The following is a 17546-nucleotide window of genomic DNA, read 5'->3' on the forward strand; positions in this document are numbered from 1 at the left end:
TGCTGCGACAAAAAAAGCGATTGCGGCACCCTGCCACCTAGACAAACAAATGAATAACACGCCTGACCTCATGCCGATCACACGGACGACACCGCTGCATCACTGCTGCGGCGTAACCATCTTGAACCGGATATTGATGTCGTCGGAAACCATGGTATCGGCATATTCACCTTCGCCGATCTTGAAATCGCTGCGTTTGAGCGTTAACTCGCCGTCGAAGATGCCGATGGTGTTCTCGGCTTTCAGCAGGACCGGAACCGCTACATCACGGGTAACGCCCCTGAGCGTCAGTTTGCCGATGATCGTGTATTTGTTGTCGCCAAGCGCCTTCACATCGGTCGATTCAAAAGTCGCCACGGGATAGGCCGCCGAATCGAACCAGGCGGGCTTTTGCAGTTCCGTGTTGGCGTCACTGCTGCCGGCATCGATACTGTCGAGCTGGATGGTGAGCGATGCCCGGGCTGCCGCAGGGTTGGTCGTGTCGAAATCCAGCTTGGCTTCGAATACGCCAATCGTGCCGTATACCCGCGAGGCGAATTGGTTTTACGTGAAGGAGATCTTGCTCGCGGCTTGGTTGACTTGTTTGTATTGCACCGCTTGCGCGCAGGGCAAGTAGCCAACAGTCAGCACGACGGCCAGAACAGCTAGCCGCGGGAATCGAACATTCATGGGATACTCCGTCAGAGGGTTCCCGTTATGAGCCGAACCGCCCGCACACGTGGGCCAGCGATAGGAGGACTAAAGCAAATAACTCGCGTTTCTTCCACTGGCTGCAGGACTTTCGACCACCTGTCGGCCACTCCGGGGCAGCGCCCGATATTGCCACCTTGGCGGGTGTTACTCCGGGCGTGAAGTAGGCGACACCATTCACCTGACGTCCGCCGCGTTGCAACCGGTGGCCTCGGACGATGTCGCGGCGGCGCTGACCGATATTGCGTTGAAAGCGCCGGTCAATCAGACCGTCGAAGTGGCCGGACCTGATAACCGCCCGCTCGTCGAGTTCGCCAGCGATTACCTCAAGCACACCCAGGACCCGCGCCAAACCGTCGCGGACGACACGGTTCCTTACTTTGGTGCGCCGATCAATGACCAGTCACTGACACCGGGCGCCAATCCCATCATTGGCAAAACTCGGTTTCAGGACTGGCTCAAGACCCACTAGGCCACTGTTTGACCAGGAAAACTTAAACGCTGAACGGACCTAACATTGGCTCGCCACCGTCCGCGAAGAAATAGCGGCGTAGTCCTGTTGTTTCACTCGCTGCGTCAACACCAGCATGCTCAGGAAACCCAATGCGATCAGCACTGGATACGCCATCAACAGTTCGAACAGGGAGTATTTCCAGGCCAACGGCCGACCGACGCCCAGCATGGCCGCATACATCCAGGACACGGCCGACAGCGAGCCGCAGAACAGCGCGAGCATCCGTGCGCTGAACCCGAGATCGAGCAAGGAGCCTGCCTTTTGCAGCGCGGGCAATACCAGGCGATGCAACAAGATGCCGTTGTAGGTCAGCAGCATGACAATGATCACCTTGGCGTGAAGTTTCGGGTTCATGAAGTAGCTCATACCTTTTTCCAGGTAATCAATACCGATGACCGCGGCGCCCGTCACCCACAAGGCTATCAAAGCAACGATCACCGACTTCTGCAGACTTTTCATATGAGCATGATCGTGCTCAGTGAATGTTTTTCGCTTTAACAAATCTTTAACCATTGCAATATCACTGGTCAATACCAAACCAATGGCCACACAACAAGACACTAAATGAATGTAAATAACGCCCAACCGCAAAAACTCCATACATTCTTTATTTTCGAGCAGGCTCATAATTGTATTTATCGCCACGGTACTTTCTCCACCTTGTTCGATAGTACAGATCGACAACTAACAGGGCATTTAACTCTTCTAACCCCTGTGCGATCTTACTTTTATAAGAGATGCCAAATCGCAGACCTGACACTGCGTAGCCCATTGATTCACTTGGCAAACCAATGATCGACTTGTTTACTGCCTCCTGAATTTCAGATAAAAAAATCCCCATTTGCAGTCACTGCATATGAGGTTCGTTTTCCACTTCTTTTCTACGATTGCTGGAGCAGATCATGGTAACGCGCTGAAGTATCAGAGGGTGTTACGCCTCGAATGTTCATTTTTTAAGCAGACTACCGACAAACGGTTACTTCAGCGCAAATGATCTAAATCGACAATGAACCGATAACTTCTCCGTAAGCCGCCGGCTAACTGGCCCGCTTTAAATTAGATAAGCCTCAGACTCTTTCATTGGATCCATTAGTTGTTGCGTTACTTACGGAAAGTGCAATAGAGACCCGCTCGCATTTACCCCCATGCACGACTGAAACAGTCATACTTTTTCACGTCAGAAACTCGGGGACCCGCCCCCCCCTCAACCGTCGATCGCCGACGCGAGCGGGAGCCAGACGCACACTTCGAAACCCTCTTGCCGACCTGTTGCAGGGGAGCTCAATTTCATTCTCGCGTTAACCCCCTGCACAATCGTTTTGGCAATCGCCAGGCCCAATCCTGAACCGCTGATCTCACTGTGACCTCGTACAAAGCGCTCGGTCAGGTGCTGCAACACTGGCGCCGGCACCACCGGCCCGCCATTGACTATCCGCAGTTGAGCCTGTTCAGTGAGGCTGACTTCGATCGGTTGCGCCGTCGCGCCATACTTCAGAGCGTTCTCAATCAGGTTGCGCAACAAGATGCCAAAAGCGTCCGGGTCAATGTTCGAGTACACGCTGGCCTGGTGTGGCAGTTGCAACTTGATGCGCTGGCCGCTGCGTTGGTTCCACTCATCGACGCCATGGGCCAACAACGGAATCAGGTCCTGAGGCGTTTCGGACAGCAGCCCACCGCCCTCGGCCTTCGCCAGTTGCATGAGTTTTTCCGACAGCCGCGCCAGCTCGCGCAAGGCGTTTTCGATCTTCGCCGCACGCACTCGCAAAGGGCCTTCAGGCGCCTCCTGGTGCAAACGCTGGATCTGCGCGAGGGTCGCCGCCAGTGGCGTACGCAACTCATGAGCGCTGTTGGCGGTAAAGCTGCGCTCGGCTTCGAGGGCCTTGCGCAAGCGCTCCAGCAGGTGATTGACCGCCTCGGCCAACGGATCGATTTCTGCGGGCAGGCGGGCCACCTTGATCGGTGACAGATCACCCACACCACGCGCCTCGACCGCACGTCGATACGCCAACACGCTACGCAGGCTGATCCGCACGAACAACCAGGTGCCCAACAGGCTGACGGGAATCAGCGCCAACAGCGGCAACAACAAGGCAAACAAGGCTTCTCGCGCGGCTTCACGGCGATGATTCAGCGGCTCGGCGATTTCAATGAACAGCGTCCCGCGCAATGCACTGGCGCCATACAAGCGGTACTTCTCAGAGGTCGAAAAACCCTCGGTTGGCTGTCGATTGAAGATCTTCGGGTTGGCATCGTGGGACTGCATCAGGATCTTGCCACTGGCATCGCGCACCAGGTACGTCAGGTATTCCTTATGCATTTTCAACGTCGCAACGTGCTGTGCCTCTCGGGGTTCCTCCCGGTTGCTGATTTCCAGCACGGCCAGCGGCAAGATGCGTTGCGCGGTCTCTTCCAGTGCGCTGTCGAATGCCTCGTCCAACTCATGTTGCACCACCAGCCAGGCGCCGACGGTTGCGCCCAGCCAGAGCAACGTCATGCCCAAGGTCAAACCCAGGCCGAGACGTTTTTGCAGGCTCACGGAAGGCTTCATACGGCCATCAACCGGTAGCCCATGCCGCGCACGGTTTCGATCAGATCGCGCCCCAGTTTTTTACGCAGCCGGCTGATATAGACCTCGATGGTATTGCTCTCGATTTCGGCACCGAAGGCATACAGCCGTTCTTCCAGCTGCGACTTGGACAACAGCGCGCTGGGGCGCTGCACAAACGCTTCGAACAGCGCCCACTCACGCGCCGTCAGGTCCACGGTGGTGCCGGCCCGCTGCACGGTGCGGGCGTTCATGTCGACCTGCAAATCACCGAGTCTGATCTGCGGGTTGGGGTTGCCGCTGTAGCGTCGGGCCACCGCGGCCACACGGGCCGAGAGCTCAAACAGGTCGAACGGTTTGACCAGGTAATCATCGGCCCCGGCATTGAGGCCGGCGATACGGTCGGAGATCTGATCCTGAGCGGTCAGAATGATCACCGGGGTCACGTCCCCTGCCGAGCGTTGCTGACGCAAAAAATCCAGCCCGCGCCCATCCGGCAGCATCAGGTCAAGCAGGATCAGGTCGTAAGGCGTGGTGCGCACGCTGTTGCGCGCATGGTCCAGGCGCTGCACCCAATCAACGGCGTGGCCGTCATCGGCGATCTGCTCGCGCACCGCCTCCCCCAACCCAGGTGCGTCCTCGACCAATAAAACCCGCATCTGGTACCCCCCGTGATGGTTGTCGTGCAACACCTTAATTGCCTTACCTGACGTCAATCTGAAGATTCAGCTGGTTGTCAGGAATGCACCTTAGGGTATGCCACAGACGCCGACCTCGGCAGGAGACAGATCATGAAAACAGGTTTTATTGCCCATGCCGCGCTGTTGAGCCTGCTGCTCAGCGGTTACGCCCTGGCCGATGACGATTGCAGCGACCCGGTGAGCGACTGGCAACCGCGCGAAACCTTGCGCCAGCAGGTCGAGCGGCAATACGGCTGGAGCGTGCAGCGCATCAAGGTCGACGACGGTTGTTATGAGCTCAAGGGCCTGGACCGCAAAGGCAATGCAATCGAAGCCAGCTACTCACCGGCCTCGCTGCGCCTGCACACACTTGAGATTCATTTCCGCGACGACGGCGATGCCAGGGATTACCTCGGCAGCCCGCTCACCGAATGACGCCTCACTTGTCGATGAATTTTTCCTGCGCTTCAGGTTGCTGTCAGCCAGCAGGTCCAGTCTCTCGACCTAACGATCAAAAGGACACCCTCATGAAAAAGATCATCGCAGCCACCTGCCTCGCCAGCGCCATTGCCTTGCCGGGTCTGGCCCAGGCCCGTGAAGTGACCCTGACCACTCAGCTCAAGGACTACAGCGGCAATGATGCCTACCTGGCGATCTACGTCACCGACGCCAATGGCCAATACCAGAAAACCCTGTGGGTGGCCGGCAAGAAGGCCAAGTACTACAAGCACCTGGGCGACTGGGCCCGTGGCAGCGGGATGAACCCGAGCGAGTTTGACGGGGTCAGCGGCGCCAGTGTCGGCAGCGGGCGCACGCTCAAAGTCAGCGTCGAACTGGCAGACACCCTGATTGATGCCGGGTACCAGATTCGCATCGACAGTGCTGTCGAGGACAAACGCGACGCCCGCGCCGATGTCAGCGTTCCCCTGACCTCCAAAGGCTCAGGCAAGCCGGCGACCGGCAGCGCCTACGTCGACTCCTTTACTTACGATCTGTAGCACCTGCCCTTCCTGGAGGCTGAACATGCTTCGCCAGTCCCATTCCCTGCCCGGCCTGATCGCTGCCCTGTTGGTCATGCTGTTGGCAATCAGCGGCGCGATCCTCTCGGTCAACCCGGCGCTGGAACGCTTGCACAGCACCTCCACTCCTGCCGGACAACTTAACGTCGGCCAACTGGCCGGGCGCGTTGCCAGCCACTTTTCGGGCGTAGAGCAGATCCAGCGCACAGCGTCTGGCACGGTGATCGTCTACTACAACCAGAACGGCCAGGCCGGGGCGGAAAAAGTCGACCCAATGACCGGCCAAGGCCTCGCGCCCGACGAGCCATCCGCGTTCTCACGCTGGGTGAAAGAGCTGCACCGCTCGCTGTTCCTTGGCACGCCGGGCCATGGCGTGTCGGGTGTCGGCGCGCTGTTCATGCTGATGCTGTCGGTGTCCGGCGCGCTATTGCTGGCCCGGCGCCTGGGTGGCTGGCGCAACCTGCTGCGGCCGCTGCGGGGTACTTTCAGCCAGCGTTGGCACGCTGAAGTCGGGCGACTGGCCTTGCTGGGGCTGCTGCTGTCGGCATTGAGCGGGCTCTACATGTCCGCCACCACTTTTGGCTTTATCGCCGACGGCAGTCAGAGTGAACCCGCCTTCCCCGCCCACGTCAGTGCCGGTCCGGCCCTGCCGGTGGCGAAGCTGCAAGCCTTGCAGGCCACCGACTTGAACGACCTGCGCGAGCTGGTCTACCCGAGCCCCGGCAACCCGCGCGATGTGTTTTCTCTGCGCACGGCCCAGGGCGACGGCTACGTGGACCAGGCCAGCGGCGCCTTGTTGTCCTATCAAGCCCACGACTCGATGCACAACCTCTACGAATTGATCTATCAATTGCACACCGGCGAAGGCCTCTGGTGGCTGGGCCTGCCGCTAGGGCTCTGCGCCCTCTGCGTACCGTTGATGAGCGTGACCGGCATTGTGTTGTGGTGGCGCCGTCGCAAGGCGAGCCCGACCCTCCGCCACAACAGCCCGGCCCACACTGCTGACTGCATAATTCTGGTGGGCAGTGAAAACAACAGCACCTGGGGCTTTGCAAAAACCTTGCATGACGCTTTGCACCTGGCGGGACACCGGGTACACAGCGCGACAATGAATCAATACGCCAACCACTACCGCAACGCTCAGCGGGTGTTCATCCTCACCGCGACCCACGGTGACGGCGATGCGCCGGCCTCGGCTTCGCAGTTTCTGACGCAACTGGCAAAAACCGGCCTCAAGCCTGGGCTGCCCTTTGCCGTACTGGGCTTTGGTGATCGGCAGTTTACGCAGTTCTGTCAGTACGCCCATCAGGTACAGGAAGCGATGTTGCAGGCCGGTGGCTCGCCATTACTGGGGCTGGAAACCGTCAACCGTCAGTCCTCTCAGGAGTTTGCGCGCTGGGGCCACGCCTTGGGCGAAGTGCTCCAGCATGACCTGCCACTGGTCCATACCCCGCAGCAACCACAGACCCATCCATTGCAGCTGACGGAGCGCATTGTCTACGGTGAACAGGTGAACGCACCGACCCACGTCTTGCGCTTCAAGGCACCCGGCAAGCTGCCGGACTTTCTGGCCGGTGACCTGGTCGGGATTTTGCCCCCAGGCAGTACGATCCCACGCTTCTACTCGCTGGCCAGCGGCTCGCAGGATGGCGTGCTGGAAATCTGCGTACGCAAACACGACGGTGGCGTGTGCTCGGAATTTCTCCATGGCCTGGACATCGGCGGGCCAATCGAAGCGTTTATCCAGCCCAACCCGCACTTTCGCCCGGCGTCGGGCACGCACCCGGTGATCCTCATCGGTGCCGGCACCGGCATCGGCCCCCTGGCCGGTTTTATCCGCAACAACACCGCTCGACACCCGATGCACTTGTATTGGGGCGGGCGCAACCCGGCCTCGGATTTCCTTTATGAACCGCAGCTCAACCAATACTTGTCGGACCGCCGCCTCACGGCATTGCGTGCAGCCTTCTCTCAGGTTCAGGACCGCAGCTACGTGCAAGACCGGCTGATCAGCGATGCCCTGGCCTTGCGCCGACTGATTGAAAAAGGCGCCCAGGTGCTGGTGTGTGGCAGTCGCGAGATGGCCAAAGGCGTGATGCAGGCCCTCGATGAAGTGTTGGCGCCTCTCAACCTGAGCGTGCTGACCCTCAAGGCACAAGGACGCTACCGTGAAGACGTCTACTGAGCTGCAACGCTACAGCCTGAACGGCGAGACCATGGGCACCCGCTACACCGCCCTGTTCTATGCCGCTGCCGGGATTGATACCGACGCAGTGAACCACAGCCTGGCCTGCGCCGTGGCCCGGGTGGATCAGCAAATGTCCACCTGGAAACCCGACTCTGACCTCAATCGCCTCAACGCCGCCCCAGAACAGCAATGGGTGTCAGTGCCTGAAGAACTGGCGACGGTGCTGTCTGCGGCACTGCGCGTCAGTCAGCAATCGGGCGGTGCCTTCGACATCGCGGTCGGTGATCTGGTTGACGCCTGGGGGTTCGGCCCCGGAGAACACGCGATCACAGCGCAGGCGCTCGCCACGCCGTCGTCGCACGCACGACTGTCCGCCAGCGCCGCGCTGGAGGTTGATGCGCAACGCAATCAGGTGCGCAAACGCGCACCACTGCAGCTTGATTTAAATGGCATCGCCAAAGGGTTTGGCGTGGATGAACTGGCCCGTTGCCTGGACGGATTGGGCATCACCCGCTACCTGGTCGGTATCGATGGCGAGATGCGCGCCCGGGGCGTCAAACCTGATGGCCAGTGCTGGGCCGTGGCCCTGGAAAAGCCCCGCCGGGGCGTGCGCGAAGTCATGGGCGTGATGGAACTGGGTGATGCCGCTATCGCGACCTCCGGGGACTATCGACAGTGGGTCGACGTCGCCGGTCAGTCCTATGCCCATACCATGAACCCGGCCACCGGCGCGCCGTTGTGCAACCCTCTTGCCGCCGTCACCGTGGTGGCGTCCTCCTGCATGCTCGCCGATGCCTGGGCCACGGCGTTGATGGTGCTGGGTGAAACCGCAGGTCCACGCCTGGCCCAGGAGCGCGGGATGGACGCCTTGTTCGTGCTGCGCGACGGCCAACAGTTCAAGGAAATATCCATTGTCGGCGGCCAATTGCAGGCGCAGATTGAAACCCGTCCGATGTGAACCACCCAATGACAGTGAGTCGCGATCAACCATGAAATTCATGCACAGGCACACCGAGGCACACCGAAGCGATCGTATCGGCTGGCTGCGCGCCGCCGTCCTTGGGGCCAATGACGGGATAGTCTCCACCGCCAGCCTGCTGATTGGCGTTGCGGCCGCCAACGCCAGCCACGCCACGTTGCTGGTCACGGGGATGGCGGGGCTGATGGCCGGCGCCATGTCCATGGCCGCAGGCGAATACATTTCCGTGCACTCCCAGGCCGATACCGAGCGCGCCGACTTGTCCCGCGAACGGGCCGAGTTAGCCAATGATCCGAAAGCCGAACACATCGAACTCGCCAACATCTACAGGCATCGTGGTGTCTCCCCCGAGTTGGCGCATCAGGTGGCCGATCAATTGATGGCCCATGACGCACTCGGCTCTCACGCTCGGGACGAATTGGGCATCAGCGCCACGCTCACCGCCAAACCCTTGCAAGCCGCCCTGGCCTCAGCCGCCAGCTTCGTGGTGGGTGCCGCATTACCGTTGGCGGTCACGTTTGTCGCGCCGGAGCACAACGCAGTGCCGTGGATATCGGGCATGTCATTGGTGTTTCTCGGGACGCTGGGCGCCATCGCCGCCAAGGCCGGCGGGGCCAATGTCATGACCGGCGCCTGGCGGGTGACATTCTGGGGGGCACTGGCCATGGGCATTACCGCACTGGTGGGGCACTTGTTTGGCGCCGTGGTCTAGTTCAGGTTCCTTTGTACGCTGCCAACCTATGCCACGCCGACAAAATCACTCGCGGTAAGGGCCACATGCCCGACCAGATCAATCTGGAAATCGGCGCCATTACCGCTGTTTACATTGCCCTCCACATAGGTGTGATCGACCCCGCCGACATTGACGAAGTGGTACTTCAATTGCGCCTGGTTGCTGAACTCGGTGCCGGCGCCGTTCCACTCGCCGAGGAAGGTGAAGTCCTGATTACCCGCGGAACCTGCGCCAAAGGTCCGGGCATCGATCGAGGTCAGATCGATGTGGTCGGAGCCCTGCGCAAAGTCGGTGATGACATCGCGGCTTGCGGTTGATGTCCCCGAGTCGCTCGTTGAGGTGAACACAAACATGTCCGCCCCCGCACCGCCGGTCAACGTATCGCGGTTGCCATTACCGGCCAGCGTGTCTCAAGGTGTCGATACCGCCGTTGTAGCTGGACCTCATCGTCGTGGAGCAGTGACGTTCGTTCGTTGGCTGAGCGATCGCACGGTCATACCGCGGGCCGCATCAGTCGCAGCCTGGAACACGCCAACGCTGTTTTTACAGCCTCTGGGATGGACCAAAATCAGCCTTTTTCAGGCCGTCAGCGCCTTCATCAAACCGTTGGCACCGATGACTTTCATGACCCGTTTCAGGTTGTAGGCGAGCACATTCAAGCTCATCTCCGCACTCACCCCGGCCAGCTTCCGCGTCAGGAAGTGCGTCGCACCCATCCATTGTTTGAGCGTCCCGAAGGGATGCTCAACCGTCCGTTTTCGGACTCGCATCATCTCTGGTGCTTTGCTCAGCCGAAGCTGCATCTCCTCCAATACGTCTTCATGCTCCCAGCGTCGAACTCGTCGTTCCGTGCTCGGTGTGCACTGCAATTTCAACGCGCAGCCCTGGCATTTCGAACTCCAGTACCGGTGCAACTTCAGGCCTTTTTCAACGTAGGAATAGTGCCAGATCAGTGCCTCTCCAGCCGGGCAAATGTATTCGTTTTTTGCCGCGTCATAGATGAAGGCATCGTTATTGAAACGCCCGTCAGCCTTGGCTCCCGATGTCATCGGCTTGGGCACATAGGCGGTGATACCTGCATCGTGACAAGCGAGGATTTGTTCGCTTTTGAAATAACCTCGGTCAGCCACTACCGACAACGTATCTGACGCCATCACCTCGTGGGCGTGCTTGGCCATCGAGCTGAGTTGATCGCGGTCAGAACCGACGTTGGTCACCTCATGCGCAACGATCAAATGGTGCTGCGTATCGACCGCTGTCTGCACGTTGTAGCCGACGATTCCTGTGCCGCGCGTCATCATGGAACGGGCGTCTGGATCGGTCAGTGAGACCTGTTTATCCGGGGATTCGTTGAGCTGGATTTCGATCGCTTGAAGCTCCTTCATTTGAGTTTTGAGCTTGGCGATTTTCTCTTCCAGCCGCACGGCGCCGGGCTCGGAAGCTGTGGGTTCTTGCCGATCGGCAGCATCGAGTGCCGCCAGGTAACGATTGATGCTCGATTCAATTTCTTCCATGCGCCGCTTCAGTTTGGCGCTGGTGAAATTGCGGTCGCGGTTGTTGACTGCTTTGAATTTACTGCCATCGATGGCGACCAGATTTTCTCCAAACAATCCCAACTGCTGACACAGCACAACGAACTGGCGACAGACGCCTCGGATGGCCTTGCTGTTGTCTTTTCGGAAGTTGGCGATGGTCTTGAAGTCCGGCATCAAACGCCCGGTCAACCACATCAGTTCGACGTTTCGCTGGGCTTCTCGCTCCAAACGTCGGCTCGACTGGATACGGTTGAGATAGCCGTAGATGTAGATCTTTAGCAAGATCGCGGGGTGGTAAGCAGGCCGGCCAGTATCGGCTGGAATGGCACCTTCAAAACCCAGATTGACCAGGTCGAGTTCGTCGACAAAGACGTCGACTACGCGCACCGGATTGGTATCGCTGACGTAGTCGTCGAGGCTCTCGGGAAGTAAGGTGCCTTGACCTCGATGTTCACCTTGGATAAAGCGCTTCATGGGCGATCCCTGCGATGAAATCCTCAGAAATCATAGCAAGTGTTTGCGAAGGCGTTTTTACACACTCTGGGCCAAAAGGAGCCATAGGTAGCTCACACTACGCACACCAAGCCAAGCCGCCTCCATCGGTGTATTCCCGAAGAGGAACAGACTCAACACAAAAATATATATTATTGAATCGACAGCCACTAGCGTCGCCCCTCCGACACAAGTCTCGGCACCGTCAGGCACGGCGTAGTTCCTTTTCCACACGCTGCAAGCGTTTCAGGTCCAACAGCGGGTTGCCGTACAGAAAGCTTGGTGCGATCCCCTCATTTTTTTTCGAGGGACGCTCATGCTCATGATCGGGAAAAAATGGCAAGTCAGGATGATCGGGCGCAGAGTCAGCGCGGTAGATCTCCTTGCTTGCGCCCGGCGGGTACAACATGTACGCGTAGTCCAACAGGGTATTCAGGCGCAGCAACCAATGCCAGCCATCGGGCAGCGCGATGCGCAAGTGCCAGCCGCGCTGGCGTTTCTGCGCGGTGCCAACAGTGCCGCCCAAGGCCTCGGCCACCATGGTGTGCAACGATGCGATCAGCTCATCCGGGATCGCCTCGCTCCGCTCGACCTCCGGCAGTCCCAGTGAGATTGAAAACAGCGTTTCTAGAAAGAGCGCGACACACGGATACTCTTGGGCGGCCTGCAGGTGCTGAGCACACAACGGCAATTGAATCAGCAGACGATTGTCAACGGCGCTGCTCAACGTAGTGCGGGCGCTGGCGACGGCAGGCGCCTTACAAGCCAAACAATTGCCTACCCCAGTAAAAATCACCGATCGGGAGACCGCGGTGTTGTCAAAGCGTCCTTCAGCCATCGCGGCCTGTTCTGCCGTGGTGCGGGTCATCCAGGCCTGCCAGGCGTGGAACACAGCCGCAGCCGCCGGCGTGTCGAGCTGCGCGTAGAATGTCTCAGGGGTCGATATCGAGCACCAACCCGTGCCTGTCGCATCATGTTCGCTGCTGCCCAGTGCACGCCGATATCGATAGGTCCGCACGCAGCCGCAATGTTCGGTCTGTGCAAAGACCAGCACCGCTTCTTGGGTCTGGCGGATCCTGAACTTCGCGGGGGCAGCTGCTACCAACGTCTGCCAAGTCGCGGCTTGGTGGGTCACGCTTTCAAGCACGAATGGTAGTCGCCGGGCAAAGCCGTCGAAGTTCTTGAAGGCGAGTGACGCAACGAATAGATCCAGGGTCTCGCCCGTGACCACTTCGTCCTGAAGCTCCTCGAGCAACGAATCGATATTGAACAGCTGCGACGTCTGAGTGTGTGGCATGGCAGTTTCCTTCTGCTGGATAATGATACGGCGCTATTGCTTGCGCCCCCCCGCGCCTGGAGGCGTTAGAGAGTTTTCGCTCCTCCCTATTGCGCAATATTCAGTAATTCCTGCGAACCGTCGTAAAAGCTGAACTGTGCTCAAAGTCAGCGGCGCCGCGGCTCATGCCCGAGCAGCTCACCGCTACCTGATCGTGGTTGCAAGTCATTCATACACGCTTGCTTCTTCGTAGGGAAAAATAGTGGCCTGCTCTTCAGGGACATCGTCCACTTCACCTAAAACTACCATCGGAGCCATGCAGGACGGCGGGTGGTGTTGGTTTCCACATAGAACTCTATAGCCGCTTCTTTCCCATTGGTCGAAAAGGTCGGAGTGCTGCTTACGAGCGGCATCTCAACAAGCTGTTTGTGCTCCTGGCTTTCGAGACTTATGGTGTCACCAAGACCCAAAACATCCCTAGCTATCGCCCGTACCTTCCTGCTCTGCCCGAGCTTGACGTCAAACGTTTTTTTATCATGCCGACTACCATCATCATTCCAAGCGACCTGCTTCATTTTAGAGGATCTATGTTTAGTTTTCGCTATATGAACATGGCATTTTGCCTTGTTTTTAGGATCTGCTGCGTCTAGGCGAGCCGACCAAACGTTATCGATTTCCTTCCAATTCCCCTCAAGCGAAATAGCCAGGTAAATGATCGCCTCTTCAGGCAAGGTCACGTACACATCGGTGATCTCATCATCCGATCCAGAATTCAACGCCTCTTTCAAATAATCGCTGATGCTCATTTCTTTCGTTCTCCTCTCTGGCAGGATGAAATGCTGTTCAGTCTACATCAGGGCATTTCAGACACGACTTGCTAGAGTCGTCGGCTTTTTTCGAGAGATATCGAGGGTTTCAGGACGCACTACACGTCCTTGAAAACCCCCGTTATGAACGGCCACGTTCCACTCCTTGGCGCTACTCATATCTCTCCGCCCCAACCCTCGATATCCAGCGCCACGAATTCTGCCTAACGGAGAGTATGGCGCGAAGCTTCAAAGAGGAAAGCGAGCGAGAGCTGCGGCGCGATCCTGGGGATTAGGTCGAAACCACGCCCCCTATGCCGCCCAGTGGCTGCGCCGCAACCTCATAGTCGCCGGGCACATCGCCGCGGGCGATGTCGATGAACGCTCGATCAAGGACGTTGAAAAGGGGACAGATTATTTTTGACTTTGAGAGGCAGCTTCTGGCCGAGGCTGTGTAAAAACGGTTTAGAGCAGGTTTGACAGTCAGAACCAGAACGAAAATCGCGTTCCTACGCAAATTTCAGATCCGCTGACACACCAATCATTGGCAGATTTTGCGTAGCGACGCAGACTTCAAAACCGTGTCTGCGTTTTTACACAGCCTGGGAAATTGACGGCTGGGTGCGTCACAAGCTTCGCTGTGTCATCTGGCGTCAATGGAAGCGGCCCTCTACGAGGGCGCGCAACTTGATACGGCTGGGACTCGGCGAGGCACGGGCGTGGAAATCGGCAGTCAATGGCCGAGGCCCATGGTGGAACTCGGGAGCGCCACATATGAATCAGGTGCTACCGAAGAAGCTGTGGGATCGACTCGGGCTGGTCTCGATACTGGATACGATAAACCGGCTTAACCGCATAACTTGAACCGCTGTATACGGAACCGTACGTACGGTGGTGTGAGAGGACGGCGGCTGTGAAGCCGCCTCCTACTCGATGGCTTTTCTGGTGGACCGTGGTGCGACCATCGCGAGCAGGCTCGCTCCCACATTAGTTCGGTGTTGCCACCAACTCCGCGTCCGACTCTGAATCCCTGTGGGAGCGAGCCTGCTCGCGATGGCAACAACTCGGTTTATCAGAAAAACTCAGCCATCGAGCAATCGGAAAAACCGTTCGCGCACCTGTGGGCTATCGCTGTGCGCGACGTTGAAGCGCAGGAAGCTGCCGGCATCAACCGCTTTGCTCAATAAGGTGCCGGGTGCCAGGACAAGATCGTTTTCAAGACCTTTACTGGCCAGCGTCTCGGCGTGCAATCCCTCGGGCAAACGGGTCCAGATAAACAGGCCCTCACCCGGTAGCGAAGACACTGAGCATCCGGCCTCCAGCAACCAGCGTGCCACGCGGCTGCTCGATTCGTAGAGGCGATCGACTGTGCGGCGAGTGTGTTTTGTGTAACTGCCATTACTGAGCATCGTGCAGATAATTTGCTCCGCCAGCTCTGAGGTCACGCCGCCGCAACTCATCTTCAAACGGATCAAGCGTGCTGCCAGTTGCGGCGAGAGCACCGCGTAGCTGACCCGGCTATTGGCGGTCAGGGTCTTGGAAAAACCGGAGACGTAGCTGATGTTGTCCAGACCACTCGCGGCCAGTCTCGGGGTGCGTCTTTGCTGAAGATCGCCATAGAGGTCATCTTCCACGATGTGGAAACCGTAACGGTGACTCAGCTCCAGCAAACGATAAACCTGGGCGGCGGAGAACGAGTGGCCGGTCGGGTTGTGCAGCGTGCTGTTGGTCATGTACAGCACGGGGCGATGGGCAATCAGCAATTGCTCGAACGCCTCCAGATCCAGGCCCTCGCAATCGCGGGCAATGGTGATGACGTTGACGCCATGCAACGACAGGTTGGCGTGCATGTTGAAGTAGCACGGATCGTCCAGCAGCACCGTGTCACCGGGTTTGATCAACAGGCGCATCAGCAGGTCGATGGCTTGCACAGTGTTGGCGGTGGTGATGATCTGCCCCAGCGGCACGTCGATGCCGACGGTTGACAACTTCACCCGCAACGCCTCGCGCAGCGGCAGGTAACCGCCCACCTCACCGCATTCGCCCATGCGCAGCGCGGTTGCACGAAGGGTGCCGCGTACTGCTTTGAGCAGTTCTTCGGCGGGTAGCCACGAACCGGGCAGGAATCCACAACCAGGACGCAGCGCGCCATTGTTCAACAGCACTGCGCGGCGGACCCGACTGAGAATGTCCTGGGGTTGCAGATCCAGGCTCGCCGCAGCCGGTGGCTGGCTGTTGGCCCGTTGGACGTAGTGCCCCGAGCCCTGGCGTGAATCCACTAGCCCCTTGGCGCGCAATCGGTCCAAGGCATCGACCACCGTGGATTTGCCGACGTTCATCAATTCGGAAAGTTCGCGAATCGGTGGCAACTTGGCCCCGTGAGGCAAGCCACCCTGGCTGATTGCCACAGACAGCTGATCGACAATCTGCTGCACCAGCGGAACTCCCGGCTGGAATTCGATGGCGGCGATCACTGCGCGCTGAGCCTGCATTTTACTGGTCTTCCTGGCAGTAAAGTTCGCTGGATTCTATACGAACTTGCTCTGATCAACGCAAACGTCTGTCTCTACCATCATCTGCACGGTTTGCATGATTGACCAAGGGGGTCCAGTAGATGATTCAGCAGATAACCCGCGATGAACGTTTCCTCGCGATGGCGAAAGAACTCGGTTTTGATATCTACGACGAGAACGCTGCCGGGGGGCGCTACGCGCCGCTGCTTCGGCACGGCGATGAGGTGTATGTCAGTGGCCTGGTGCCGCGCATGAACGGCGAAATCCAGTACCCCGGCTGCGTCGGGCTGGAACTCCACATGGCCGATGCTCAAAAGGCCGCCAGCATCAGTGCGATACGCGGGTTGGCGCTGATCCGAGAGGCTATTGGTTCACTGGATAACGTCAAGGCGGTCCTTCGCGTCACGGTGTATGTGAAGTCCACATTCGATTTTGTGGACCTGAGCGAAGTGGCCAACGGTGCATCGGATGTCCTCGCGCATGTATTGGGCGATGCCGGTCGACACACGCGAACGACTGTCGGTGTTTACCAGTTGCCGAAAAACGCCCCTATCGAAATCGACATGATCGCGGCGCTGCATCCGTCGGTGTAATCAATCCAGCGGGCAATATTGGGTTCTTTGATGGACCGTGTCGCGGCCATCGCGAGCAAGCCCGCCCACACTGGATCGGTGTTGTCGCCACTTTTGTGCTCGACGCTGAACCCCTGTGGGAGCGAGCCTGCTCGCGATGACTGAGCTGCGATGCATCAGTAAAGTCGTAATGACAGCTCATAGGGATGATGAGTTGTTGCTTGCCTAACTGTAAGCAAGTTGCCTATAGTTCGGCGATGCGACTGTATTCTTTGAAAGCACATCGTTCGTAGACGCGCACACTTCAATTTTGGCGAAGCGTTTTTACACACTCTGGGTCGATTTCTGCCTGTCGCGAAGGGCTGCAATCGACTCTCGCGGACCTTGCAGCGTGCCGTTTTTGCCTGCTTCGTGACTATTCCAACTGGTTAAAACAGTCGGGTCATCAGCACATAAGGCACGCCAAACATGTCTGGCAGATTGCGTACCACCCCGAAGCCGGCTCGCTGGTATAAGTGCTGCGCAGCTTCCATTATCGGGGTTGTATGTAATGCGATTAACGTCGTGCTATCGCGCTTCGCGCGGTCGATGCATTCGTCGAGTAGAGCCTGGCCAACGCCATGGCCCCGTGCTTTTGGCACAACTGACATCAACCGTACCATCGGCCATTCGGGCGCAAAAAAGTCGGGCTTGGGCTGGTTTGGACCGACGTAGCCGGCCGCACCAACTATTTCGCCGTCCAGTTCTGCGACAAGTACTTCGCTGAGAGCAGCATTGGCGGTAAGCGCCCCGAGTCGCGGAGCGAGCTCATTCCACCCCGGCATGGCGGTGGCCAGCTCTATCCAGGCATCACGCACTACCTGATCGACCAGCGGCTTGTCTTCTGGAAAGAAATTTCTAATGGAAACAATCATCGGTCTTGTTGGCTGTAAGCCTGCCTCATGTGATCAGAAAAAAGGGGGAGACATCGTCCGCTCTTGGCCGAAAGCAGCTCGCCATAGAAT

Annotated in this window: 15 protein-coding genes and 3 pseudogenes; 8 read left to right on the top strand and 10 right to left on the bottom strand. The window is 58.3% G+C overall.

The window, feature by feature from the left end; translation table 11 throughout:
• Positions 1 to 99: 99 nt before the first annotated feature.
• A pseudogene (locus tag QMK51_RS19685) lies at positions 100 to 669 on the bottom strand (YceI family protein).
• Positions 670 to 838: 169 nt separating this feature from the next.
• Between QMK51_RS19685 and QMK51_RS19690 the strand changes: the two are divergent.
• Positions 839 to 1162 (top strand): annotated as a pseudogene (locus QMK51_RS19690) (NmrA family transcriptional regulator); the annotation flags it as partial.
• A gap of 39 nt (positions 1163 to 1201) precedes the next feature.
• Here QMK51_RS19690 and QMK51_RS19695 read toward each other — a convergent pair.
• From QMK51_RS19695 to QMK51_RS19705, 3 genes are all read right to left on the bottom strand, one after another.
• Complete coding sequence (locus QMK51_RS19695) at positions 1202 to 1849, bottom strand: hypothetical protein (RefSeq protein ID WP_320391310.1); 648 nt, start codon at positions 1847 to 1849, stop codon at positions 1202 to 1204.
• Positions 1850 to 2408: 559 nt separating this feature from the next.
• Positions 2409 to 3752 carry a sensor histidine kinase gene (locus tag QMK51_RS19700; protein WP_258696855.1) on the bottom strand — a complete coding sequence of 448 codons (1344 nt, stop codon included), beginning with the start codon at positions 3750 to 3752 and terminating at the stop codon, positions 2409 to 2411.
• Entirely contained in the window at positions 3749 to 4408 is a 660-nt protein-coding gene (locus QMK51_RS19705; RefSeq protein ID WP_027926047.1) for a response regulator transcription factor, read from the bottom strand. The genes QMK51_RS19700 and QMK51_RS19705 overlap by 4 nt, the downstream gene beginning before the upstream one ends.
• Before the next feature lie 132 nt (positions 4409 to 4540).
• Here QMK51_RS19705 and QMK51_RS19710 point away from each other — a divergent pair, with 132 nt between their 5' ends.
• From QMK51_RS19710 to QMK51_RS19730, 5 genes are all read left to right on the top strand, one after another.
• A complete protein-coding gene (locus QMK51_RS19710) occupies positions 4541 to 4864 on the top strand; it encodes a PepSY domain-containing protein (RefSeq protein ID WP_258696856.1) in 324 nt (107 codons plus the stop codon).
• A 92-nt stretch (positions 4865 to 4956) separates the two neighbouring features.
• Positions 4957 to 5427, top strand: a complete 471-nt coding sequence (locus tag QMK51_RS19715) for a DUF2271 domain-containing protein (RefSeq protein ID WP_027926045.1) — start codon at positions 4957 to 4959, stop codon at positions 5425 to 5427.
• 25 nt (positions 5428 to 5452) lie between these two features.
• Positions 5453 to 7633 carry a PepSY domain-containing protein gene (locus QMK51_RS19720; protein ID WP_320391311.1) on the top strand — a complete coding sequence of 727 codons (2181 nt, stop codon included), beginning with the start codon at positions 5453 to 5455 and terminating at the stop codon, positions 7631 to 7633.
• Positions 7617 to 8594, top strand: coding sequence for an FAD:protein FMN transferase (locus QMK51_RS19725; protein ID WP_320391312.1), 978 nt, complete (start codon positions 7617 to 7619; stop codon positions 8592 to 8594). Before QMK51_RS19720 ends, QMK51_RS19725 begins: the two co-directional genes overlap by 17 nt.
• Before the next feature lie 31 nt (positions 8595 to 8625).
• Positions 8626 to 9327 carry a VIT family protein gene (locus tag QMK51_RS19730; RefSeq protein ID WP_320391313.1) on the top strand — a complete coding sequence of 234 codons (702 nt, stop codon included), beginning with the start codon at positions 8626 to 8628 and terminating at the stop codon, positions 9325 to 9327.
• 26 nt (positions 9328 to 9353) lie between these two features.
• Here QMK51_RS19730 and QMK51_RS19735 read toward each other — a convergent pair whose 3' ends face one another.
• From QMK51_RS19735 to QMK51_RS19750, 4 genes are all read right to left on the bottom strand, one after another.
• Complete coding sequence (locus tag QMK51_RS19735) at positions 9354 to 9752, bottom strand: M10 family metallopeptidase C-terminal domain-containing protein (RefSeq protein ID WP_320394543.1); 399 nt, start codon at positions 9750 to 9752, stop codon at positions 9354 to 9356.
• A 174-nt stretch (positions 9753 to 9926) separates the two neighbouring features.
• The gene (locus QMK51_RS19740) at positions 9927 to 11357 is read right to left on the bottom strand and encodes an IS1182 family transposase (protein ID WP_320391314.1); all 1431 of its coding nucleotides are present in this window, start codon (positions 11355 to 11357) and stop codon (positions 9927 to 9929) included.
• Between the two features lie 223 nt (positions 11358 to 11580).
• Positions 11581 to 12672, bottom strand: coding sequence for a hypothetical protein (locus QMK51_RS19745; protein WP_320391315.1), 1092 nt, complete (start codon positions 12670 to 12672; stop codon positions 11581 to 11583).
• A 281-nt stretch (positions 12673 to 12953) separates the two neighbouring features.
• Positions 12954 to 13457: a DUF6367 family protein gene (locus tag QMK51_RS19750; RefSeq protein ID WP_320391316.1), complete on the bottom strand. Its 504-nt coding sequence runs from the start codon at positions 13455 to 13457 to the stop codon at positions 12954 to 12956.
• A gap of 606 nt (positions 13458 to 14063) precedes the next feature.
• On the opposite strand from QMK51_RS19750, the pseudogene QMK51_RS19755 reads away from it, so the two are divergent.
• Positions 14064 to 14321, top strand: a pseudogene (locus QMK51_RS19755) (group II intron reverse transcriptase/maturase); the annotation flags it as partial.
• Between the two features lie 218 nt (positions 14322 to 14539).
• Here the strand turns inward: QMK51_RS19755 and QMK51_RS19760 are convergent.
• Positions 14540 to 15949 carry a PLP-dependent aminotransferase family protein gene (locus QMK51_RS19760; RefSeq protein ID WP_320391317.1) on the bottom strand — a complete coding sequence of 470 codons (1410 nt, stop codon included), beginning with the start codon at positions 15947 to 15949 and terminating at the stop codon, positions 14540 to 14542.
• 122 nt (positions 15950 to 16071) lie between these two features.
• Here QMK51_RS19760 and QMK51_RS19765 point away from each other — a divergent pair, with 122 nt between their 5' ends.
• On the top strand, positions 16072 to 16563 hold the full coding sequence (locus tag QMK51_RS19765) for a RidA family protein (protein ID WP_320391318.1): 492 nt from the start codon (positions 16072 to 16074) through the stop codon (positions 16561 to 16563).
• 407 nt (positions 16564 to 16970) lie between these two features.
• On the opposite strand, the gene QMK51_RS19770 is transcribed toward QMK51_RS19765, so the two are convergent.
• Positions 16971 to 17456: a GNAT family N-acetyltransferase gene (locus QMK51_RS19770; RefSeq protein ID WP_320391319.1), complete on the bottom strand. Its 486-nt coding sequence runs from the start codon at positions 17454 to 17456 to the stop codon at positions 16971 to 16973.
• Positions 17457 to 17546: the final 90 nt, after the last annotated feature.

The organism is Pseudomonas sp. P9_31, assembly GCF_034008235.1.
Classification (GTDB): domain Bacteria; phylum Pseudomonadota; class Gammaproteobacteria; order Pseudomonadales; family Pseudomonadaceae; genus Aquipseudomonas.